The 23,948-nt window shown below is 49.8% G+C and carries 15 protein-coding genes and 1 riboswitch; of the genes, 3 read left to right on the top strand and 12 right to left on the bottom strand.

Annotated elements, in window-relative coordinates; all coding sequences use genetic code 11:
- Positions 1-7 precede the first annotated feature (7 nt).
- From ACG2E4_RS01530 to ACG2E4_RS01550, 5 genes are all read right to left on the bottom strand, one after another.
- A complete protein-coding gene (locus ACG2E4_RS01530) occupies positions 8-718 on the bottom strand; it encodes a PIG-L deacetylase family protein (protein ID WP_395260469.1) in 711 nt (236 codons plus the stop codon).
- Between the two features lie 584 nt (positions 719-1,302).
- Positions 1,303-1,722 (bottom strand): hypothetical protein, encoded by a 420-nt coding sequence (locus tag ACG2E4_RS01535; RefSeq protein ID WP_395275522.1) that lies wholly within the window; start codon positions 1,720-1,722, stop codon positions 1,303-1,305.
- 460 nt (positions 1,723-2,182) lie between these two features.
- A complete protein-coding gene (locus ACG2E4_RS01540) occupies positions 2,183-3,133 on the bottom strand; it encodes an NADP-dependent oxidoreductase (protein ID WP_395275523.1) in 951 nt (316 codons plus the stop codon).
- Between the two features lie 152 nt (positions 3,134-3,285).
- Positions 3,286-6,900, bottom strand: coding sequence for a vitamin B12-dependent ribonucleotide reductase (locus ACG2E4_RS01545; protein WP_395275524.1), 3,615 nt, complete (start codon positions 6,898-6,900; stop codon positions 3,286-3,288).
- Between the two features lie 720 nt (positions 6,901-7,620).
- Positions 7,621-9,798, bottom strand: a complete 2,178-nt coding sequence (locus tag ACG2E4_RS01550; RefSeq protein ID WP_395260479.1) for a TonB-dependent receptor plug domain-containing protein — start codon at positions 9,796-9,798, stop codon at positions 7,621-7,623.
- Positions 9,799-9,923: 125 nt separating this feature from the next.
- Positions 9,924-10,176: riboswitch (cobalamin riboswitch) on the bottom strand.
- 585 nt (positions 10,177-10,761) lie between these two features.
- Here ACG2E4_RS01550 and trkA point away from each other — a divergent pair.
- Both trkA and ACG2E4_RS01560 read left to right on the top strand, forming a co-directional pair.
- Entirely contained in the window at positions 10,762-12,111 is a 1,350-nt protein-coding gene (trkA, locus tag ACG2E4_RS01555; RefSeq protein ID WP_395275525.1) for a Trk system potassium transporter TrkA, read from the top strand.
- Positions 12,111-13,634 carry a TrkH family potassium uptake protein gene (locus ACG2E4_RS01560; RefSeq protein ID WP_395275526.1) on the top strand — a complete coding sequence of 508 codons (1,524 nt, stop codon included), beginning with the start codon at positions 12,111-12,113 and terminating at the stop codon, positions 13,632-13,634. Before trkA ends, ACG2E4_RS01560 begins: the two co-directional genes overlap by 1 nt.
- A gap of 300 nt (positions 13,635-13,934) precedes the next feature.
- Here ACG2E4_RS01560 and ACG2E4_RS01565 read toward each other — a convergent pair whose 3' ends face one another.
- Together ACG2E4_RS01565 and ACG2E4_RS01570 are read right to left on the bottom strand one after the other, a co-directional pair.
- Complete coding sequence (locus tag ACG2E4_RS01565) at positions 13,935-16,445, bottom strand: RND family transporter (RefSeq protein ID WP_395275527.1); 2,511 nt, start codon at positions 16,443-16,445, stop codon at positions 13,935-13,937.
- A 223-nt stretch (positions 16,446-16,668) separates the two neighbouring features.
- Positions 16,669-17,430 carry a DUF3047 domain-containing protein gene (locus ACG2E4_RS01570; protein ID WP_395260487.1) on the bottom strand — a complete coding sequence of 254 codons (762 nt, stop codon included), beginning with the start codon at positions 17,428-17,430 and terminating at the stop codon, positions 16,669-16,671.
- A 171-nt stretch (positions 17,431-17,601) separates the two neighbouring features.
- Between ACG2E4_RS01570 and ACG2E4_RS01575 the strand changes: the two genes are divergently transcribed.
- On the top strand, positions 17,602-18,351 hold the full coding sequence (locus tag ACG2E4_RS01575; RefSeq protein WP_395260489.1) for a glycosyltransferase family A protein: 750 nt from the start codon (positions 17,602-17,604) through the stop codon (positions 18,349-18,351).
- A gap of 100 nt (positions 18,352-18,451) precedes the next feature.
- On the opposite strand, the gene ACG2E4_RS01580 is transcribed toward ACG2E4_RS01575, so the two are convergent.
- The 5 genes from ACG2E4_RS01580 to ACG2E4_RS01600 are packed head-to-tail and all read right to left on the bottom strand — an operon-like array spanning position 18,452 to position 23,941.
- Entirely contained in the window at positions 18,452-19,912 is a 1,461-nt protein-coding gene (locus tag ACG2E4_RS01580; protein WP_395260491.1) for a capsule assembly Wzi family protein, read from the bottom strand.
- Positions 19,913-19,933: 21 nt separating this feature from the next.
- On the bottom strand, positions 19,934-20,887 hold the full coding sequence (locus tag ACG2E4_RS01585) for a hypothetical protein (protein ID WP_395260493.1): 954 nt from the start codon (positions 20,885-20,887) through the stop codon (positions 19,934-19,936).
- Positions 20,871-21,896 carry a hypothetical protein gene (locus ACG2E4_RS01590; RefSeq protein WP_395260495.1) on the bottom strand — a complete coding sequence of 342 codons (1,026 nt, stop codon included), beginning with the start codon at positions 21,894-21,896 and terminating at the stop codon, positions 20,871-20,873. The genes ACG2E4_RS01585 and ACG2E4_RS01590 overlap by 17 nt, the downstream gene beginning before the upstream one ends.
- A gap of 52 nt (positions 21,897-21,948) precedes the next feature.
- Positions 21,949-22,491: a phospholipid-binding protein MlaC gene (locus ACG2E4_RS01595; RefSeq protein ID WP_395275528.1), complete on the bottom strand. Its 543-nt coding sequence runs from the start codon at positions 22,489-22,491 to the stop codon at positions 21,949-21,951.
- Positions 22,492-22,543: 52 nt separating this feature from the next.
- The gene (locus tag ACG2E4_RS01600) at positions 22,544-23,941 is read right to left on the bottom strand and encodes a TolC family protein (protein WP_395260497.1); all 1,398 of its coding nucleotides are present in this window, start codon (positions 23,939-23,941) and stop codon (positions 22,544-22,546) included.
- Between the last annotated feature and the right edge of the window lie 7 nt (positions 23,942-23,948).

The following is a 23,948-nucleotide window of genomic DNA, read 5'->3' on the forward strand; positions in this document are numbered from 1 at the left end:
CCCGGTTTTATTTATCCAGACCATCCGCAAGGCTGTTTGCCTTTGGATCCATTTCCTCGCCAAAAAATTCGAACGGAACTCTCCCCGTAACAGCTTGCTTTACACCACTCTCCTCAATTACCTGTTGATAGGTTTCATAGCAGTCTAGAGCGGCTCTGAATTTCTCCATATCTTCCTCTCCGGCCTCCACCCAGCAATCGATCTCCTCCAACGCAGAAGACTTCAGGTCAAACTTGCTCTCCACTTTCTCCTCGCTGTAATGCGTGTACAAGGCCAGCCGCCGGGGATAGGACCCCCCTTCTGCCCGGAGCTCGCAAAACACACGCTTGACAACAGCATGCGATACCAGGTGATCCTCAAAACCGCTGACGCCGTGCACGGCATAGGTTACCACAACATCAGGTTTTATGCGGTGGATATGCTCTTTAATGACTTCTTCTATTTCAATCGGATTCATTGCTTTGAGGCCGCTGTCCGGCAGGTCCAATACCGTCATTCCGTTTAAATCCAGCACCTCTTCCACGCACTGCATCTCCCTGAACCGGATGTCGCCCATCTCCTGCTTGGTTACCCCCAGCCGGTGACGCTGCTTTGTGGCTTCTCCCCTGGTAAGGGTAAGCAGGTAAACTTCCTGCCCCTGCCGGCGCTGGGCCGCAATTGCAGGGGCAGGGCCAAATGATTCATCGTCCGGATGGGGAAAAATGTAGAGAATTTTCATAATCATTTTGTTTTACAGGCATGCAGAGTAAACTCGCATATCCTGGCTGTTGAGGCTTTAACATATGGCAGACTCTGTGGACTACCACTGACAATACACAACTTATATTACAAATTAAAGATCCACCTTCCAGGAAGGTTGGACCTGCAGACAGGAATATGTAAGAGTCTTTTAGAAACCCCTTGAAATTTTATTTTTCCTCTCCCAGCATGGTGGCATTTATAATTATTAGGGACCTTTGCAGAATCTACTATTTTGCTGGGAGGTGGTCGTACCACCAACCTTATAAACGGGAGTACAACTCCCTCAGAACGAGGAATTGAGGATTTTGAAAAGCACTCTATTATTCCCCTTCAATCTCTTTGGCATAGACATAAGAATGATCCCAGGTATATCGATAGGCAGTAGAGGGTTTCATCGAGGAAGGATGCTGGAACAACGGGTTGGAAAACTTTCAGAGCTTAAAATTCAAAAAGAACATCCCCAATATCTCTATACCACTTAAACCCTGCAGCGTGAGATTTTGGAATGCAACTGGCAACAACACCCCTGCTGGGGATATACTATTCAAAGTATAATCCTGTTTATGCCATTGTGGGGGCGGCAATAAGCTTTCTGACTTTGTCGGAATGAAACAGGCTACTGGCAATTTTGTCCATGTAATTAAACAGATAATAGAACATCCGTTTTTCATCCTCGAGCTGGGGCTTCCGTCCCTCTTTGATCTCGGCCTGTTCAAGCTCTTCAAGCTGTTGCCAGAGATTTTTTTGATAGTCCTTCAACTCTTCTATCGAAAGCGTAGATCGGTACCTGTTATGAATTTTTATCGATACGATTTCTGTTCGCTCGATAATTTCATTAATTACTGCACCTTTCGAACTTTCCGACTTAATCTCATTCAGTCGCGTGTGGATAATGTCAACCAGGTTAGCCAAAGGATACATGCGCTGCCTATCGTATGATTGACATTTGATGCGGGCCAGGTTATTTGATGGTGAATTCATATAGTTCAACTCCGATTTGCTATATATTTACTAGCTTAATGTCCTTCTATTATTCAGCAGTTTTTCCTTCCGTATGGTAACCGTCTATCAGCTGTAATTTAACTCCAATAATTTTACATACATTATGAATAATTAACAAAAATTATTTTTTTAAATTTTCTCCCCCGCAAATAGGCCTTTATGACCTGTAAATGGATATTTTTTAAAAAATTCGGTTGCAGGGCTGCTTCATGCCAACACAAAACTGGTGCAAACAGTGCCAACGTATTACATTTCTTTAACATGTATTAAGTGCTAATGGGTCAGTTCAATAGCCATCAATTCAAGCCCATATTCTTCCATTTTTATCAGGACTGATAAATTTTGTTCAGGAGTAAAACCAGTGTCCATTCCAAACCACTAAAAACGATTATTTAATGAGAATCCCGAATGCGCGAACACCCGAAACAGGCACCATTTTTCACATTTTTATAACCATTTTCCCTTTTGTGTGAAGAGTTTCAACTTTTTCAAGGGCTTCGACAACTTCAGCGAGCTCAAACACTTCGCTGACAGGCAGTCCAATTCTACCGGATTCGACCAGCTCACGCAGATGCTGCAGCTCACTTGAATTCGGTTCTACAAACACATATTTGTGCCTGATGTTTGAATCCAGATCCGCTCCCCTGTTCCGTATTGAGACAAGTCGTCCTTCCGGTTTTAGCGACTTCAAACTTTGTTGCAATGTTTCTCCACCGGTACAATCAAAAATCAGATCTACGCCCTCTTTGTGGATCTCCTGTACAGCTTTCCCTACATCGTTGCCCCTGTAATCCACGGCTTCATCGGCCCCGAGTTTCTTCATGTACGCGTGATTTTTTTCGCTGGCGACGCCAATGACATACGCACTTTGCTCTTTGGCCAGTTGAATCCCCATACTGCCCACGCCACCTGACGCTCCCAGGATCAGAACTTTTTCCTCTTCCTGAATGTCGCCCGCATCATAAAGGGATTGGTATGCGGTGAGTCCAACCAGGGGTATCCCGGCCGCCTGCTCCACCGGGATATTCCCGGGACGATGCGCGAGATAACTCTCCGGTATTACCAGGTGTTCAGCAAACGTTCCCCATTGCACCACCGGGCGCCGGGCGTAGCCATAAACCTTGTCCCCGGGTTCAAATCTTCGTGCACTAAATCCCCTTTCCTCAACTACACCGGCAAAATCCCAACCGGAAACCACCGGAAACTCATGGGGCAGCGCATTCTTGAGGTATCCCTGCACAATTTTGGCATCCACCGGGTTTACGCCTGCCGCTTCCACCCGAACAAGCACCTCTCCTTCTCCCGCTTCGGGGATATCGACCTCCTCAACCGTCACATTTTCCAGATTTCCGAATTTGTGAAATACCGCTGCTTTCATTTTCTCTGCCATAATGGAATCTGTTTCATAAACTGCTTTCTGATTTCGATAACTCGTTTTAACAGCTCCAGCTGTAATCGATTACACTTTTAATTAACAAAAAGCCTGCCGAAATATTTCCCGGCAGGCTTTTAATATGTTATGCAGAATCACTCACTTATTTATCAGGAGCAACCCGTGGTCGCCCCACAAGTGATGCATTTCTGGCAGGTTCCGTTGCGGATCATCGTCATGCTCCCGCATTCAGGACAGGAATCGCCGGTATAGCCGAGCTGCTTGGCCCGTTCATAGTCGCTTTCGTAATCTCCCTCGGCTTCCTCCGGAGCCTGCTGTGTTGAGGGAGCTCCACCAGCGACCGGCTCCGTTTTCGGTTCCGGGTTCTGTCTCATCTGGGGGCGTTTGGTCGGGTCTGCGTCCTGTTCCTGCTTTTTCTCAGAAGGACGTAGTTTGCGGGTAAGAATCTCCTCGGCAGGTACATGGGCCAGGTCATCACGCCCCAGGTAGGTAACCGCGAGCTCACGGAAGATGTAGTCGATTACCGACGTGGTCATCTTGATATGCGGATTTCCCTGCACTGTGCCGCTGGGTTCAAACTTGGTGAAGGTGAAGGCATCCACAAACTCTTCCAGCGGTACCCCGTGCTGCAGGCCCAGCGAAATTGCGATGGCAAAACAGTTCATCAGGCTGCGGAAGGCGGCGCCTTCTCGGTGCATGTCGATAAAAATCTCACCGATTTGCCCGTTTTCGTATTCGCCGGTGCGCAGGTAAACGCTTTGCCCGCCGATCTTCACTTTCTGGGTATACCCGTTGCGCCGGTTCGGAAGCCGCTTGCGGCTGGCCACATACTTGTGGATGATCTTCTCGGCCGTTTTGACTACCTCATCCTGGGCAACGGCTGTCTCTTCATCGAGCTCCTCGTCATCTTCCAGCTCGTCAAACACGTCACTCAGGCTGTTGAGCGGTTGACTGAGTTTGGAGCCGTCGCGGTACAGTGCGTTGGCCTTGAGCATCAGCTCCCAGGAATCCATATACGCATCCTTGAAATCGTCAACTGTTGCCTCGTTCGGCAGGTTGATGGTCTTTGAAATTGCGCCTGAGATAAACGGCTGGGCTGCCGCCATCATGCGAATATGTCCCTTGGGTTTGATATAGCGTGTTCCGATGCGTCCACAGCGGTTGGCACAATCAAATACCGGCAGGTGCTCATCTTTCAGGTGTGGAGCTCCCTCGACGGTCATCGTTCCGCATACATAGTCATTTGCCTTCTGGATCTGCTCCTTGCTGTACCCCAGGTGGCGCAACATGTCGAACTGGGGATTGGCCAGCTGCTCTTCCGTCAGGTCCAGCACCTCCTTGCAGAAATCCTCGCCCAGCGTCCACTGGTTAAAGGCAAACTTGATATCAAAACTGCTGGGCAGGGCCTCCTCGATCGCTTCCAGCTGATCGTCGTCAAACCCCTTCTCGCGCAGGCTCTCTTCATTTATATGCGGGCACTCCTCCAATGTACCGTGGCCCTTGGCATAATTGATAATATCATCAATCTCGCCGGCACTGTATCCCAGCTTCTTGAGCGCTTTCGGCACACTCTGGTTGATAATCTTGAAATAACCGCCGCCGGCCAGCTTCTTAAACTTGACCAGAGCAAAATCGGGTTCGATGCCGGTGGTATCGCAGTCCATAACCAGACCGATGGTTCCGGTAGGGGCAATAACGGTTACCTGGGCGTTACGGAACCCGTGCTTTTCTCCCATCTCAACTGCGCGATCCGATTCCGCACGGGCGGCTTTTAGCAGGTAATCGGGACAGGTGCTGGCGTCAATCCCCATCGGTTTGACGGTGAGCCCTTCATACTTGTCGGGATCGACATTGTAGGCCGCCCGCCGATGATTGCGGAGCACCCTCTGCATATGCTCTTCATTGCGTTCATACGCTTCAAATGTGCCCAGTTCTTTCGCCATCTCGGCGCTGGTTGCATACGCGCCCATGTGTATCATGGAGGTCAGGGCACCGGCAATAGCGCATCCCTCGTCGCTGTCGTACGGTACTCCCTGTACCATCAGGGCCGCGCCGAGGTTGGCGTACCCGAGTCCCAGCGTCCGGTAAATGTAGGAGAGATCCGCTATCTCTTTGGAGGGGAATTGAGCCATCAGTACCGAAATCTCCAGCACGACGGTCCAGATGCGGGAGGCGTTTTTAATCGACTCCACATCAAACTCTTTACATTCCTCCGTTTTGAAATACTTCATCAGGTTGAGTGATGCCAGGTTACACGCCGTGTTGTCCAGGAACATATATTCTGAACACGGGTTGCTGGCCTTGATCGGTCCATCTTCAGGACAGGTATGCCACTCGTTGATCGTATCGTGGTACTGGGCTCCGGGATCGGCACAGGCCCAGGCCGCATGGGCGATATCATCCCACAGGTCTCGGGCGCGAATCGTTTTGGAGGGTTCGGGCTCCCGTCCCTCTTTTTCAGCGTTCCGCTTTTCGGTTCTCCAGTACAGGTTCCAGTCGTCATCCTCTTTGACCGCCTTCATGAAGTCGTTGGGCATGCGAACTGAGTTGTTGGAATTTTGCCCGCTTACCGTTCCGTAGGCCTCGGAATCCCAGTCGGTGTTGTAGGTTTCAAATTCAAGGTCGGTATAGCCCTGCTCGGCAAGCTGGACAACCCGTTCTATATAATTCAGCGGCACATAATCACTTTTGGCCTCCTTGATCGCCTTGCCAAGTTCCTTGTTTTTCAAGGGATCGCGGCTGGCTTCCCCGTTAAAGGTGCGGCCATCGATCTCGACAGGCTTATGGCACAGCTTTATAATTTTTCGCAGGTGCTTCTCCAGAATTTTGGAACCCGCCACAATAGAGGCAACCTTCTTCTCCTCATGCATCTTCCAGTTGACATACTCTTCTATATCCGGGTGATCCAGGTCCAGCGTCACCATCTTGGCTGCACGCCGGGTCGTGCCACCGGACTTAATTGCGCCGGCCGCCTTGTCGCCGATTTTTAGAAAACTCATCAGTCCGGATGATCTGCCTCCCCCGCTCAGCGGCTCTCCCTCTCCGCGGATAGCTGAAAAGTTCGACCCGGTTCCGGATCCGTATTTAAACAACCGTGCCTCGCGCACCCAAAGATCCATGATTCCACCCTCGTTCACCAGGTTGTCATCGATGCTTTGGATAAAGCAGGCATGCGGTTGCGGGTGGGTATAGGCATCCTCCGACTGTTTCAGCTCCCCGGTTTTGCCATCTACATAGTAGTGTCCCTGCGCCGGCCCGTTGATTCCGTACGCCCAGTGCAGGCCGGTGTTAAACCACTGCGGACTGTTCGGGGCGGCCATCTGGTGAGCCAGCATGTAGCAGAGCTCTTCGTAGAAGATTTTTGCGTCTTCCTCAGAGTCAAAGTAATCATGCTTCCAGCCCCAGTAGGTCCAGCAGCCGGCAAGGCGGTGAAATACCTGTCGGCTGTCGTGCTCGCTGCCGTATCTCTCATCTTCATCGAGATCCTTCATCGCCTTCTCATCCGGCTTGGACCGCTGCAGCCACTCTGGTACGCCTTTTTCAGCAACCTTCTTGACTTCAGCCGGCACGCCTGCTTTACGGAAGTATTTCTGGGCAATGATATCCGTTGATACCTGCGACCAGGGCTTTGGTACGATTACTTCGTCCATATTGAATACTACCGATCCGTCGGGGTTCTTTATCTCCGACTTTCGGGACACAAACGTAAGGTCTCCAAATGGGGAGTCCCAGTTGTCCTGGGTGTAAAACCGAGTAAATTTCATAGTGTCTCCTAGTGTATACTTTTTATTTGAGAGAGAGTAAATATTTTGAGCTGAAATGGGATATAGTTACTGACGCGATTCTTGATAATAATATAAATCAACGACCGAGGGGACAAGCAAAATGACCAAATACTTTTCCACAAAAGCGGGAAGTTATCAACAATTCAATTGGGGCATCTGTTCACCCCTGTTAATATCCAGCAATTTCACTGAACTTTTGGCTCCACCCCAGATCTTTTTTTCCGTTTGATTTTGGATACTGAAAAAACAAAATAACCTGTTTGAAGAACTTGACGGCCGATTTAAGTTTCTGAAAGCTGTTCTCCAATTAGCTCACGGGAGTTATCCACATTTCAACAATTGATGCTGAAAATGGAATAAAAACCGCTGAAGGCCTGGAATTTTCCATCGATCAGTACAGGAATAAATTCCAGTTTATTTCAGCTTTTAAACTGTCTGGACTTAATGATATTTGGAATGATCCAATATCGAGAAGCCCCGGGGACCCACCCTGTTATTAATGAGTGGAACCGAAATGCATCTCCCCGTCCTCGAAATGAGGTACTATACTCCAAAAGACAGGAATCAGAATTATAAAATCAAAAACATCTTCTGCATGGTTACAAATACAATGAGCAAAGCCCTACCTCGTCAATGAGCCCCTCTTCCTTCTCCGGTTATAGTCAGAAGAGAGGGCTGCATAAATAACGTTGTAAGCGGTTAGAACGTATACTGCGCCTTCAGTGAAAAGCCCCGTCCCCTGGTTCTGTAGCCGTTGATTTCGGTATAATCGGAATCGAAAACATTCTCAATTTTGCCGATCACGGAGAGCTCCTCTAACACGTTGTAGCGCAGGCTCAGATCAGACACATTGTAGCCATCCACCTCGGATAGATCCAGCGCGCCGTAGTAACCGGGACCGAGCGCGGAGCTGTAGAACACATCATCCCGCTCACCCACAAACCGGCTGCTTGCACGGATGCTCAGCTTGTCAGTCGCCTGCCAGGTGGCATTAATATTTGCCGTAATGCTCGGGCGTCGGGTCAGTGATCCAATCTCTTTCTCTGAGGTCACGAACTCCCCGCTTTCATAGATCTGAACGTGGCTGCCATCGGTGTACTCCCCGTCAAGGTTGGCGGGACTAAATTCCAGCGTAGAATGCGTGTAGGCCAGGTTGCCACCCAGCGCCACACTGCTGCCGAGGCGCGTTTCCACACCCAGCTCAACCCCATTGACGGTCTGTGCAGAAGCGTTCATGTACGTGTCACCCCGGTAGTCCATCGAGCCGAGATTCTCAACGGCCTTATCCCCATTCCACAAATAAACGTATTCAATCACATTATCTACGTTGGTGCGAAACAGCGACAGGTTGATCTGCACGGCCGAACTGATCGTCTGCTTCCATCCCAGTTCGTACGAGATGGAGGTCTCCGGCTCCAGTGTGTTGTTGCCACGATTGGTAACATAGCCGGTCGAGGTGGCCGGGGAGTACAGCTGATAGAGCGACGGGGCATTAAACCCGGAGGTTAGCGCACCATACACCAGCGCAGAGGGCGAAAGCTGCACCTTGGGATTGATCTCAAATGTAAAATGACTGCCAAACTCGTTGTGGTTCACCAACCGGCTGCCCAGTCCCAGGCTAAACGGCTCCAGGACCTCACCGATCAATTTACCGCCTAATTCTGTGTGAACAAACACGTGGTTAACTGTCTCTTTCAGATCGAGAGAATCCAGGTCGGTTTCAGATTCAAAGTTAAAAGAACTCAGGTAGGTATAATTTCGCGTGCTCATGGTCTGCTGGGTATTGCCGATTCCCACGATCCCCGAGACGCCACTGGTCTGAAAACCGGCGGTCAGCTCGTTTTCCCAGAGCGTACCCTCTGCATTGGTCTCGGTATAGCTGCCGTCGTAATTTCCGGCCTCATCTGTTATGGAAGAATCGTTGACCACATCGCGGGCCAAGTCCGAATAGGCCCCATTGTACTGCAGTTCAATATTGTTCGAAAGCTCCAGTGAGCCGCCATAGGTGTAAAAATCACGCTGAAAATCGGTCTGGGCGTCGCGGGCATCGCTGAAGGCGCCCTGGTCAATGTCGCTGGTCTGATCCGCACGCCGGTAGGAGGCAAACACCCCGTAGGTCTCAGTCCTGTACCCCAGCTTTCCAGACAGGTCCAGCTTATTAAAATCGTCTCGATCCCGGGGATTAAAGTCCGGCGGATTCTGGACGGTGTCGATCGTCGCGTCCAGCCCGTTGGTGAGTCCCTGGGCAATGCCAAAATCCGCATAAAACCCACCCCGGGACGAATAGTTCAGGTCCAGCTGATTGCCGGTGGAGTAGGTTTTGCTTCCAAAAGTGCCGTGACGCGTGCTGATATTTCCACTAACGCCGGGCGACTCCTGCCCGCGGGTAATGATATTGATAACCCCGCCGATGGCCGCCGAGCCATACAAGGTGCTGTGAGAACCGCGGACGATCTCAATCCGCTGCACGCGGGCCAGCGAAAGCTCGGACAGATCGATACTGTTGGAAGCGGTTGAGGGGTCGCTGATACGCACGCCGTCAATCATAACCACCGAGTGGCTGCTGTTGGCATTGCGCAGGAACACATTTTGCAGGGAACCCGGTGTTTGGCCGATGCCCACCAGGTGCATGCTTTGCTGCTCCGCCAGCAGCTCTCCCACGCTGTAAACGTTTGCGTTGCGGAGCTCCCGGCTGGTGATGACTGTCACATTACGGCCCACGCCCTGGGGAGATTCCGCCCACCGGTTGGCGCTGATAATAATTTCATCCAGCTGATAAGTCCCGGTGGTATCGATTTGGGAAAAAACTGAAAAAGGTACCGCGAACAGGAACAACAGGACCGCAAGCCCTGCGTTGCGTTGAAATGAGAATTGCATGATTAAACTATATTTAGGTTACAAATGATGATTAAATACATCATTCGCACCTTTGGGAAGTCCAGAAGGGCATAAATACCGGTATAGCGCACCGAATATTTATTCTTCGCTTTTCTCCCGAAAGCTACGAATGCAGATGCACTGGCAGGTCTTCTGGCTTATCCCGATCATTCGCCCCTTCCCGCCCGTTTTCCCTTTTGCAAAAAAAACGGACAGTGGTTATCAACGAATGATCCTAAACCCTGCAAGCAGGGCTGGGAATTACAGCATCGGGGAATGCTCCGGACTCTTCCACCAGTTGACATGGGGAAACACCGGATTCCCTTTTAATCCCACTTCGCAAAACGGAAGCAGGGAACCAATACACTCGCAAAAGATACAGGCTCCATCGTATAAATCAAAAGAAATGTTGATACCATTCTACCTAAAAGGATGCAGCTACCGACTACATCAAGCGAACACTTGAAAAGCTATATCTTTTAAAAATGAATGGATTTAAAGAGCTGCAGCTGATGTTCTGAACGATACAGAAAGGCGACTGCCGGGCAATTCAGGGACCTCTATTTCTAGCCTGCATTTCTTAAAGTCTGAATTCGTGTAATGCCTTGACAGGAAGCAAGTTACCTTAATTCTAAGGCTGGGATAAATCTCACAGTGTGTAGCAGGCTACGAAATAGTCCCGCCTGCTGCGTTGAAGTTGGAAATCGCCTTGCACACGAACCAATCTCCTGGTGAGAAAAGCAGGCTAGCGCGATATAGCGGTAACATTTAGATGAAATCTGACAACTGCATGAACAGCCATCTATTCATCACATCCTGCGCTGATATTCCTAATCTATATCCAATATTTAGTTACAGCCGAAAATTCTTTATACTTGATTCATGTTTTGAACCCATGGTAATGGATGAAGTACAGATCATCATTATCTGAATCTGAATCAACGCTGACCAACTTATCCTCTTTTGAAGATTGTAATCATCGGTGCCGGGGAAATCGGGTATGACCTTGCAAGCTTGCTCTCCAAGGAGAAGCATGATGTCATTGTTCTCGATCGTAACAAGGACGCCCTGGACAAGGTGACCGAAAACCTCGATGTGCTTTGCCACGAGGGGAACGCCACCTCTGCCAAAGATCTTGTCGATGCCGGCGTCAAGGATGCGGATATTACCATTGCGGTGACCAGTATCGACGAGGTGAACATGATCGCCTCCATGCTCAGCAAACGCCTTGGCACCAACATGGTAATTGCCCGGATCCGCAATGACGAACTGTCCCGGCCCAACTCCCCGCTGAAGCCCACCGATCTGGGAATCGATGTGATGATTCATCCTGAACTTAGCGCCGCCCAGGAGATTGTCCAGCTCATCAAACGCTCTACCGCCACCGATGTGATCAATCTCGCCGACAACAAGATGCAGATTATCGGGCTACGGCTGGAAAAAAACTCCCAGCTTGTGGGAAAAACAGTCAGTGAATACGCCCGGATGTTCCCTGATATCACCTTCCGGGTAGTCGCAATTGCCCGTCGGGGCCTTACCATTATCCCGAGCGGAACAGTCCGCCTGCAGGCTCTTGACCAGGTTTTTGTACTGGCTCAGACGGAGTCTATCCCCGAGGTAGTAAAAACAACCGGCAAAATTGAGACCGAAATTAGTACTATTATGATTGCCGGGGGAACGCCGGTGGGTGAGATGGTGGCCCGGCTGCTCTGCGACCAGGAAAAAAGCTGGACGATCAAGCTCATTGAACCGGATTACGACACGGCCGTGCAGCTGGCACAGGACCTGAAGGATGTGCTGGTGCTCAACGGTAACCCGACCGATCCCGACCTGCTGGCTACCGAGGGTATCTCCGACACCGACGCTTTTATCTCCGTCACCGATGATGAGGAGTCCAATATTATCTCCTGCCTTATGGCCAAACACATGGATGTTAAAAAAACCGTAGCGCTGGTTTCGAAATCCGACTATATCCCCCTGAGCCAAACCATCGGGCTGGATGCGGCCATCAACAAAAAATCTGCCGCTTCCAATGAAATCCATCGTTATGTTCGGCGGGGTCGCGTTATTTCCGTTACCGCCCTGCAGGGGATCAAGGCAGAAGTTATTGAGCTCCAGGCAGCCCCCAAGTCAAAGGTTGTCAAAAAGCCGATACAACAGATAAACTTCCCAAAAGGCTGCGTAATCGGGGGAATTCAGCACAACGGGAGCGTGGAGATAGCGACCGGCCAGTCGCAAATCAAAGCCAACGATCGGGTAATCGTTTTCTGTCTGCCCGAGGCTGTCGAAAAAATCACTACGCTTTTTCAATAATGGCGAATTCCCGGTCACAAATAAGTCGCAGCCTTAACCGGCCCAATATTGATATTCTGACGGTACTGGGTATCCTGGGTTCTTTTGTTTTTTTTCTTGGTTTTGCCCTGCTTATTCCCATTGCCATCGACCTTGTCTATGAGGGTACAACCTGGCACTCCTTTCTCTATTCGGCATCCATCGCCTTTATTGTGGGAGGGGGGCTGTATTACCTGTTCAAACCCAAACAAGAGCTGCGTATTCGCGAGGGATTTCTGATTGTGAGCCTCACCTGGCTGTTTCTATCACTGGTTGGAGCCCTCCCCTTTTTCATTTCCGGGGTAATTCCAAGTTATACAGACGCCGTATTTGAAACAATGAGCGGTCTTTCAACCACCGGGGCTACCATTTTGGGAGGCACAGCCAGCGACGGTACTGTCAATCCACAGATAGAAGCGATCCCGCGCAGCATGCTGTTTTGGAGATCGCTGGCGCACTGGCTGGGCGGCATGGGCATTATCGTACTCTCCATTGCGATCCTGCCGTTGCTGGGAATCGGGGGCATGCAGCTTTTTCAGGCGGAATCGCCCGGTCCCACCACTGACAAGCTCACCCCGCGGGTACAGGAGACGGCCAAACTTTTGTGGGTGGTATATGTGGCGTTTACTGCAGCTGAATTTTTTCTTCTTTGGGTCCATCCGTCAATGGACTGGTTTGATGCGCTTAATCATGCATTTGCGACCCTGGCGACCGGCGGATTTTCCACCAAAAATGCGAGTATTGCAGCTTTTGATTCGGTCTACGTCGATCTTGTTATCACGCTGTTCATGTTCCTGGCGGGCATTAGTTTTGCCCTCCATTTCCGCCTGCTCAGAGGCGATACGAACTCATTTTTCCAAAACCGGGAGGTCCGCTTTTTTACCCTGGTAATACTCGGGGGAACGCTTGTTGTCAGCTTTTCGCTCGTTATGTTCAACAGCTATTCCCTGGGAGAAGCCCTGCGGTACGGCTCATTCCAGGTGGTATCTATCGTCACGACGACCGGTTTTGGCACCAGCGATTACGAGCTGTGGTATCCGCTCGGGGCCTTTACGCTGTTTCTGCTCTTCTTTACCGGCGGCTGCGCGGGATCTACCAGCGGAGGCATTAAAATGATACGGTGGCTCATCATCCTCAGAAACACCATGCGGGAGATTAAACAGATTATCCATCCCAAGGCGATCCTCCCCATACGCATCGGGGATAAAATTGTGGATCCCAATATCCAGCGGACCGTACTCAGCTTCTTTATTTTCTACATACTTATTTTTGGGATGGGAACGCTCATCATCTCCGCCTTCGGCTACGACCTGCTTTCCGCCACGGGAGCCAGCATCGCCTGCCTGGGTAATATCGGGCCGGGCTGGGGAGCATTTGGCCCCACCAACAATTTTGCCCATGTCCCCTACCTGGGCAAATGGGTGCTCATCATGCTGATGATGATAGGCCGGCTCGAGGTCTTTACCGTACTGTTGATATTTACCCCCACCTTCTGGAAGCAGTAGGAACTGATGAATTATTGAATTGTTGAATTACGGTTTGAAGGGAGATTTTGATTAGGGAATGGAAGTACTATTTGTCTCAGACTTCTGATCGCTTTTAATTCAATTTACCTTGACTCGAGATATGGCTGGTCCCAAAATCAGTTTATCGTTCTGCCTTTCCAGCCGGCGAAGTTATGTTGTTTTTTCCTCTTTCAAAAATAAACAGCAATTGGAAGTATTCAGCTAGAAATCACATGGGCTTTTGCTGAATTCTTAAACCGAGTTCACCTCACATTACATAATTCAGTAATTCAACAATTCCTAGAACTGTATCCAGTTTTTATCTTCGAGCCACTGGATCAAGGCCGGTAGAAAGGTTACGGCTGTGAGCCAGGTCATACCGATGCCGATAACTGCCATTGTACCGAGCGACTGAAGCCCCGGGTGCGTGGTAAAAAGCAGGCCGGAAAAGCCCAGCATAGTAGTCAACGAGCCGACTGTTACATGCTGGCCGGTGCTGGAGAGTACCTCCCACATGCTGTTGCTGCCTTCATCCCGGTAGCGGTGCGCCAGGTGCACGCCGTTATCCTCCCCGATTCCCAGGATGGCCGGGAGCACCACCAGGTTATAGAAGTTGAACATCATTCCGGTCAGCATCATAATACCAAACAGCCAGAGCAGTCCCACAACCAGCGGCAGCATGCCGATGATGGTCCACCGCAGGGAGCGGAACGAGAAAAACATCAGCAGGAACACCATCGTAAAGGTGGCCCCCACCATCCAGGGACTCTCGTTGCGCATCAGTTCCAGCATTTCTGCTGCAATGATAGAGGTGCTGGCGGCATAAAATGTTTTGCCGTTGTCCAGAGTTATTTGACCGACATCATTTTTAAAAGCGATCGACTGGCGACCGTCTGCAAGGCCCACGCTCGGGTAGGCGATCACAAAATTGCCGATCTCCCCGTCTTTGTTTACAAACTTGCTTTTTAAATAGTCGGGAATGTCACTTATGTCGAGGGGACTGCGGGTTTGGGCCGCCCGGCGCAGCTTCTCCAGTTGCGGGTCTTCCTGGTCCTTGATAAAGGGATCATTCAGCAGCTGCCTGATCTCCGCTATCTTCCTCAATTTACTGGTGGCCGAAGAGTCGGTCGGGGGAAACCGCTCTTGCAGAGCTTCCACATCCAGGATGGTGGGACTTGTGGTATCAGTACGCATTTTCTGGCGGAGCTTTTCCAAAATCTGCACTACCTCTGTCTCGTTGTCGGCCAAAATGTACGCGGGGTTCCGTTTTTCGCCGTCAAACACCTTGCTCTGCACCTGGCGGAACTGCTCATACTCAGGAAATTCCGGTTCCAGTTCTCCAAAGTCATATTGAAAGCGCAGGTGCTGGTTGTTCCAAATGACGACTGCGGATATCATCAATCCCAAAACTACCACTGTACGAGCTATAGGAAACCGGTTGAAAAGTCCGGACCCGGAGGTTGAAGTTTGCTGGTCCTCGTTCAGCAAAATCCACCCGTATCGTTCAAAGATCACAAGCAGGGAGGGAAGGATGAAGAGCATGCAGAACAGGGCCAGCATGATTCCCGTACCGGCGATAAAGCCAAATTCCGAGAATCCCCTGAACTTGGCCAGTACCAGTACAAAAAGGGAAAATGCAGTCGTAAGCGCGCTGACCATGATCGCCGCACCCGTCTTGTTGTAGGTTGCTTCCAGCGAATCCAGAATGTTCATTCCCGTCGACCGTATTTCGATGTACCGGGCATAGAAATGGATTCCATAATCGATCCCCATCCCAAAGAGGATCACAAAGAGCACCGAAGTCATGGTATTTAACATACCGAGCACGAAATAGGTGATTCCAAACGTCCACAATAGGCTGATCAGCAGTGGAATACCGATGACCAGCACCGGCACGGGCAGGCGGATAAGGTGATGCCAAAAACCGTGATTTTGCTCGTGGCTGCTACCCCTGCGGTAGCGGAAATATTTTTTACCGAAGAAATAGACCATCACCAGGATTATGACGCTGGAAATGCCGGAGGCGAAGCTGTTGAAGACGTCACTCATTATTGAGTTGATCTCCTCCAGGTGGCGTTTCAGACGCCCCCCGTAATAAATCTCCATCTCACTGTTATATGACTGGGGATTCATTTCGGCCAGCAGCGAATCATATTTGGCAAACATATCCTCGAGATAGGTCAGGTCACTCTTGGAACCTGTCGGAAAAAATTTAACGACCATGACGGTGCTATCTTCACTCACGGGATATTCGGAGGGGATCAGGGATGCATAGCTCTCCTCGAACCGGTTGAGCTGCGTGCTGTCGGCAGCTGACTCCTCATCATCTTCTTCAAAGTCGATCAGAAAGGGATTGGCCTCTTCCTTGGCCGCCTGTATTTCGTCTTGCAGATACTGGCGAATATCCTGCAGCTCCCGGCCCGTTGCGAAATAAAGCGCATTATCCTTGAGGAGTTCAGTCTCTTTTTTGAACTCGGCCCGCTCAAAAAAGTAGTTATCGGTGCGCTCGTCGTAAAGCTCCAGGCTTTTCTGAATAAGATCTTGGGCAAACCTCTTGTTGTCCTCAAAACTGGGAGACTGAATAGCCACCTGCATGTCCGTTTCTCCACCGACGGAATTTTGCAGCCGCTCCAGAGCCTGAACATGCTCGTTCGCTTTGGGCAACAGGTTGGCAATATCGGTGTCAATCCTCAGCTGCAGCGCATAATAACCGGAAATTGCGGCCAGCACCACTCCTATGATAACCACCCAGTACGGGGACCGATAGTTTTGCTGAAGTAGCGGACGTAATAAATTCAGAAGTTTATCCATCAAATAGCCAGTTGCTCAAATTTGCTGTAGCTCCAAAGAAGCCAATAATAAGAATTTCATAGTAATAAAGTTAGCCTCGGGCCGGACAGATTCTCTCAATCCTGATATTCTTTTCGTGAAGGCCCGGCAACAAAACATCATTCAACGCACATTGCATGAGAAATCATTCATTCAACAAAATGGGTCAGCACCTGCCGGTGGGAAGTGAGATCCGGATCCCAAGTTATTCAGCTTTTTTCAGGATGATGTCGTCGTAGTCAGCAATGGACTTGGAATTGGTGCTGTCACCGTCGCTTAAGATAAGAATAGCGATGGGTGTTGCCGGGGGATCGTCCCCGAACAGCCTTCGGTAATCCTCTACGATATTGCGTTCAAAAGTGACCCACTCTCCCATTTTTTCCGGGCCCGACTCCACTACCACAATTTTCTGGTTCCCGAATAATTTGGAAAGCTCCTCTCCCTCGGGCACCGTCGTGCTCCAGGTATAACGTATGGTCTTCGGTACTTTTTTCACCAGTGCAATCCGGCCGATATCAAAGACAACGTAAATGCTTGCGGCCACATCATTGTGATCGCTGCTGTTTTCATTTCCGCCCTCCGGCAGCTTTTTAACCCGCCATTTCCAGCTTAACACCGGGTGCTCATAAATATCGACATTGGGCCGGTTCAGCAGTGGAAAGTTCAGGTGGCGGGCATCGGTGTGGGCATAGTGCAGGAATTTATTTCCAGCTTCTTCCCTGATGGAGTAGTGGAATAACTTGCTCTCCTCCGGGTGAACCGCCTTCCGCTTGCCGTCCCGGTTGTACCACTCCGATGGCAGCCCTCCAACCGGGTCGTCCTCAAACTTGTCGATCAGCAGCGCCCCCTCGCTTGTTGTCTCTAGTGGGGGCAGCTTCTTGTCAATATCTTGTCCTTTTGCCGAACCAAAGGTTAAAATAAGTAAGAACAGTACAATAATGGGGTTCTTCACGATAAAATATTTCAACTGCAGATCTCCTTTATTAAAACTTTCAACAATACTGTATATTTGCTGTTCATAAAAACGCCATTAGGTATCTCATATTTCAATTTAATCGGCAGCACAGTTTACATGTCTGAAACTACAGATTCAATTTCAAATCGAAAGAACAGTACCCGGCCAAAAGTCAGCTGTTTAATGGTAACAGCTAATCGTAAACACTTGATGAAGCGTTCCATTTCATGTTTCAACAATCAAAGTTATGCCAACAAAGAGCTGGTAATTGTTGATGACGGCGAGCAGGATCTCTCCGAGGCGCTGGACGCCGTGCCCCCCGGGCAGCTGAAATATTTGAAGCTGGAACCTTCTGACGACAATACGCTGGGAAAACTTAGAAATATTTCACTTGAACAGGCCACCGGGCAGTACCTTGTGCAGTGGGACGATGACGACTGGTATCACCCCGACCGCATCCTGATACAGTCGGACTACCTGGACAAGGGATACGATGCCTGTTGTCTTTCCGGTGCGCTGATGCACCTGGATACCCCGGAATATCTTCACCACCCCTATGTTGGCAAGCTGCCGGAGGGGATACCGGGCAGCATTATGCACCGGAATGATTCCTCGGTCCGCTATCCCCACACGCGGCGGGCTGAAGATACCGTTTTCCTGAAGGAATGGATGGATCGAAAATACATACAGCTACCCGACCGGTATTCCCACCTGTTTATACGCTGCTATCATGGAAGTAATACGTGGGAAAAGGATCATTTTCTTCGCCGCATCCGCAATTCTCCGATTGACCTGCTGGCCTATATCTGGCACAAATTCATCCGTGGAAACCTGTTCAGTCATCCCAAATTTCAGCTTTCAGAACAAGAAAAAGAGGCTTTTGCGATGTACCTGGAAGAATCCCAGAAGTTAGGACTGGTCCAGTCGGCATAGCGATATCCATTGAGATGACTCGTGAAATACCGGGTCTTCGAAACCCTTTTATCTGTGAATATCTGTGGCTAATTACTTCACTAATTTAGCGGTAGTGACACTAATAAATATTGTATTCGGCGCCGATGCTCAGTCCCAGCCGGTCGGTGGCATAGAGTTGACCGACATCAACTGCCAGCCCGGCCCGAAGCTGCAGATGCTCATATCCCGGAAAAGAAACCGAACTGCCGAGATATATTGAATGATTGACCTTCTTGAGCTCTTCCAGAGGGCGGTATTTCCCGTAGGTCGTATGTTGCCGCGGCGGGGGCAGCGTTTCAATAATCTGGTCTCCCACCGTTCCGTAGTTCCGGCTGTAGGTATAAAACGCCTTCCACTCGATATGAGGCGTTATAAATCCACGGCCTCCCAAGTGGTGCGCGACAACGATGTTGTTATAGATGGGCCGGTAATTCGACCCGTCTGTCAACAAAAGCGGATTTCCAAGCACCCTGTTTTTATAGGTCCACCCACTGGGATAAAAACTGTTGTTGTAATAACTGGCGGTGCCCCGGGGTTCGAAATCAAAAGCGTCCTGCCGCTTGGTGTTCAGGTGCTCGTACAGTAGTGCTTTTACCAGCGGGTGTTCGGCCTTCCGGACGATTCCGCCCCCCCACATGCCATCCCAGGGACTGCGAAAGCGGGTGGAGACTTTATCCTCAAGGTAAAAGAGCCGGTAAAAGGTGAGGCGGTACCGGTCCAGGCTGATCCGAAGGTTGAAATCGTAGGCCGCAACAGAGTTGCCGAGTGCATTCGAGACCTCCCCCCTCGGGGCGTTTGAATCCTGGTCGGCCCCTTTTGCAAGCAGCACATGCCAGAAATCGGAAAACGAGCTCGGCTGCTGCCCTCGCTCGGGATGCAGCCCGCCCCATTGCACGTTGTGGATGATTCCCCCGATTACCTCCAGCATCTTGTAGTTGATCTTCAGATAGAGATATTTCTGATGAAGGTACGAGTTTTTCACATACCGGGAATCTTCAAACCACCCGTGGCTTATGTAGGAAGAGAACTGCAGATGCCCCCGGGTAAGAGGGAGGTCAACAAAGCCGTCGGTATGGAGCGCCAGCTTGGGCACCGGTTCCGTATTGCGGCTGTACATCATGGAGCCGGACGAAAGAGGGTGATAATTCATGCCGATTGGATCCTCAAACTTACCGGCCCGAAACCGTACAAACCGGTAATTCAGCGTGGCTGACAGGGTATGGATGCCCAGTGTCGACTCCTCGGCGGCCCGCCCCATCAGCCGGCCGGAGGTCTGCAGGGACAAACGGTCTCCATTCACTAACGGTTGCTGAAATTCGGTATACAGCAGACTGTTGGCGGATCGTTGATCGTATATTCCCAGTTTATTGGCATGCAGCCAGAACGGCAGTTCCGAATCAAAACCGGACAGGTTGGTATTGAACTGCGTACCAACTGAAAAATATCCATCTCCAGCGTTGGTTTGCTGTGCCTGAATTCTTGTACCTGCAATCGTGAAAATGATCGCAAGAAATAACACAACGTAGTAATGGTAGCGCATGCAGTCGAAGTTTTTTTGAGATTATGAAAAGGTTTTGTATTCCTGTAGATCTTCGTCGTCGGGCATGGTCTCTACCGCCGACTGGCGGGCCGATGTAAGTAAAAAGGAGATCCCCCCGATCAGCTTTTGCAGGATCAGGTTCGCAGTCAATATACCCACGAGCTCCTGCTCCGGTACCCGAACGAGATCCGACATCTCCAGCGCCAGGTTCACATAAAGCACATCCTGGCTGGGCAGGAACGGGATACGCGTTGAGAGTATTTGTACAGCCATAAGGCTGAACCAGACGGCCCAGGGAATATCGGGCTTAACCAGGGCATACTGCAAAATCTGGAGCAGATTGGTAATCAGTAGCCGAACGGTATAGATGGAGGAGATCTTGACGCCCTCTGCCAGCGAAACTGACAGGATATAGCTTCGAAACTTGTATCCCATAAAACCGAGCAGCAGCAGTCCTGCCAGCACCAGCACGTAGATGTAGCTGTTATCAGCATTGGGCAGGTAATCAAAGGGATTGAGATACCCCTGCGTAAAAAAAAAGATCAGCAGGACGATGGAAACAAAGGTCGATGATATGGAGGACAGGATGTTGTTGTCCTTAATAAAGTGGAGGGCTTTTTCAGCGGGTATGTTAAGTTTTTTTTTCGCCCAGAAAAAAAGATAGACCTCTCCTGAATACCCCAGGACATCGGTATTCAGCACTTTTTTTTGCACAAAAATCATAAATGCCCGCATCGGCTTGAAATTCCAGCCGATGCCGTAAATCAGAATCTCGGAGAGTGGCAGCGAAAAATAGATCGCAATAAATATCAGGTAAAAAAGCGGATCCAGCGGCAGAGATCTGATGACCGTGCTGAACCCGATATCGTAGAGCTTGTAAAAAAGATACCCGATGATACCGGCCTGCAGGGTGTAACGGGATATTTTTTGTAAAACCGATTTCCATCTACCGGTTTTATCACTGGTTGGTGCCATGTTTAAGCTTACTGTCAGTCTGAATCAATTCTTTCTTACCGCTAGTAAGCAGGTGCCAGGTCTTTTCGGCAAACTCGTAGAAGGGCTGTTTTTGATGATACCAACCAAAGTGAAGAAGATATGGCGTCGCTTTCAGGTAATCGCCTTTGCCGGGGATGAGAGAAAATAGTTTGGTCAGCAGACTTCGCAGCCATTTCGATTTAATGCCCCGCAGGTTATATACAAATCGGTCGCAGTAGTAGGTGCAAACCACGTATTCAAAGTCGGGATCGTGGGCCGTGTAATCGGCAATATAGTCCAGTTGCGGGCTTGTATGCCCCTGCAGCCAGGGAAATATGGGGACATTCAGTTTAGACATCGCCATTGCGATGCTCCATTCGCAGGACTCCTCGCTGCGTCCCTGTTCCAGGGTGCGGCTCCGAAAATGTGTTTCTCTTTTTCGTTCGAGCATCTTCTGGGCCAGCTCACACACTTTTTTCGTCAGGCTGAAGTCCTGAGCGTAAATCATCCCGGTCTGCACCCGGCTCAGATAGGTCAGCCCAAAATGCCTGAGCGTACGTTGTCGGCGCCTCAGCAGAATATCCTTCACTACCCCTATATTTTTGGGACCGCCAAAAAAGTTATCCGAAACCTGGGTCCCGGTCACCGTAAATGCGTAGGGCTTGAAAGACTGCCAAAGCGGATCCGGATTTTTACACCAGATCATATCACCATCCAAAAAGAGGTTTTTCTCAAAAAACAGATATTCGTGAATATTGTGTTTGAACCCGACAATAGAAGCGCGTTCAGGCTCGAGGATATGGATAACGTCAAAAACTTCGGTCAATCCATGCTCTTCAAGAATTTTTTTGTGCTTTTGCTCGCATACCAGCGCTACCGGACGCTCCTCGTCATAACGGCGCAATGACACAACCGATGCGATTGCATGCTTCAGGTATTTGGGGTGCCCATAAGTGGCATACACATAGCCTTCGGGCGCTAACTTTTTTTTGTGGATTGATCGTAGCATTTATCCAGATTAATGAGCAAAAATATACAGTTAATAACGCTGTAATAAAACTTTACTTGGCTGCCCGCTTTTTAAGGGTGTCCAGCAAGTAATCGTACCCGCGTTTTCGGATGATGTTTTGGAACTGCCGCCGGTAGGAGTCGGCCGTGGAGACATCATCGATAGTCATATCCGTAATGACCCACTGCTGGCTCTCATCCAGAAAGAACATATCGTAGCTTACCGGCGTGCGTACATTTTCCAGGATGGCGATGGTGTTTACCCTGGCGCTATCTCCGTTGACCCTGATTGTATTATAGAGAACATCCGCCCGGTAGATATCCAGCTTGTTCAGGGATTGATCCCTGATAATAGTGGAAAAGTAATCAATAAATTCCTGCCGTTCCGTGGAACTCAGGGTATCATACGTTTCCTGCAGGGCATGTTCTGCCATAGCGGAGTAATCGATCACCCCGTTGATAATATCCTTTAACTTTTGCCGCTTTTCAGGGGTATACTCGGTGCCCTTGGGACCAAGCAGCTCTTTTATCTGCTGGTCGCGCTGATCCAGCAGGTTGCGGATTGCGGTACTGTCTCGCTGGGCTGCCACAGACATTGAACTGCTGATGAATAATACGGCCAATAAATACACTATTCTTCTCATAAAACTACTTAGCTGATTCTAAAGATGTTAGCGGAAGTCCGGCCGCGTTGTACAATTCGGCCATATCCTTGTTAAATTCAAAAACGCGCTGCTTGAGCTGTAAACGAAGTTCCAGCTCTTTCTGCATCGCATCAATAAGGTCTTTTGTTTCTCCTATACCAAAATCGTAGTCCAACTGTTCCTGCCGAAGCCAATTTTTACTGGTTACCAGTGCTTCATCCGTTTTATCCACCTTCACCTCCGAGATATTCGCATTCTTGTACCTGTCACTGATTTCCAGCATAATTCCATCAACGGCCGCGCTCTTTAAAAATTTTACCTGGCGGTGTTGAATTTTCCGTCGTTTGATATCCGTCTTGGCAGAGAAAAAATCCAGATTTTGTCGTATCCCTATCCCAATACCAGCCGAGGCGTAGTTGGTATTGTTGATGATAAACGGGTTGTCCTGCCGCGGACGGTTTGGTGTATTGGCGTAGCTGCCGGTTAGTCCCAAAAAAAGCATCGGAAGATTCTGCGCCCGGGTCGCCTTAATTCCATATTCTGCCGCCTCAATGCCGGCCTCAATGCCTTTTAATTCCGCTCTTTTTTCCAGGGCCTGTGACTTGTAATAGTCCAGTGTCTCAATCTTGTTCGCCACGGGATCAAGAAATTGATCGCCTGGAATATAAACGGTTTCGGGATCGGACCGGAGTACATAATTCCATACGTTCCTGATATACTCGATATTCTCTTTCACCTCTCCGGCCCGCATCGCAAACTCCGATTTAAACACCCTGAACTTGTAGACGTCGGTCTGATCAATATCGGAATCTTCCTTATTAACCTCCTCCTCAATCTGCTGCTCAATATCATCGATCTTACGCTGCGCCTCCTCAAGCAGCCGGTTCACCTCTTCGGAAAGAATATAGCTGTAGTAGAGTTCGAAAAGCCGCATTTTGAGCCCTTTTTGCTTCGACTGAAACTCATAATGGGCCGCCTCGGCTCCCGCTTTTGCCGCATCCACTGCATTGGTCAACGCTCCCCAGGCAAAAATCGGCTGAATTGCACTCACCTCGGCCCGGGTAAAGATCGCCCAGTTACTCCAGTCATTCTCCAAATTGGGGTCCAGGTACCATTCATCTTTGGGAAGGTTGGTACTGCTCTTCACGCCCGGAACAGTCCCGTGCTGGGTGTTTAACTCAAAACTGGGAAGAAACCGCTGCGAACGAGCCTGGTTTATCCGGTTTTCTGCCAGGTCTACGTTCTGACGCTCATAGTCGACCTGGCCGGAATGCTCCAGCCCCTGTTCTATAAAATCTCCGAGTGATATCTGAAGCGTGTCTTGTGCCACGGTAAATGAAGGCAAACCTATCAGGAAAATAAAAATGATTGAGGCTATCTGCAGGGGTATTCTTCTGTTCATATCATGG

The sequence above is a fragment of the Halalkalibaculum sp. DA384 genome (genome assembly GCF_043951955.1).
Lineage (GTDB): Bacteria > Bacteroidota > Rhodothermia > Balneolales > Balneolaceae > JAMQKA01.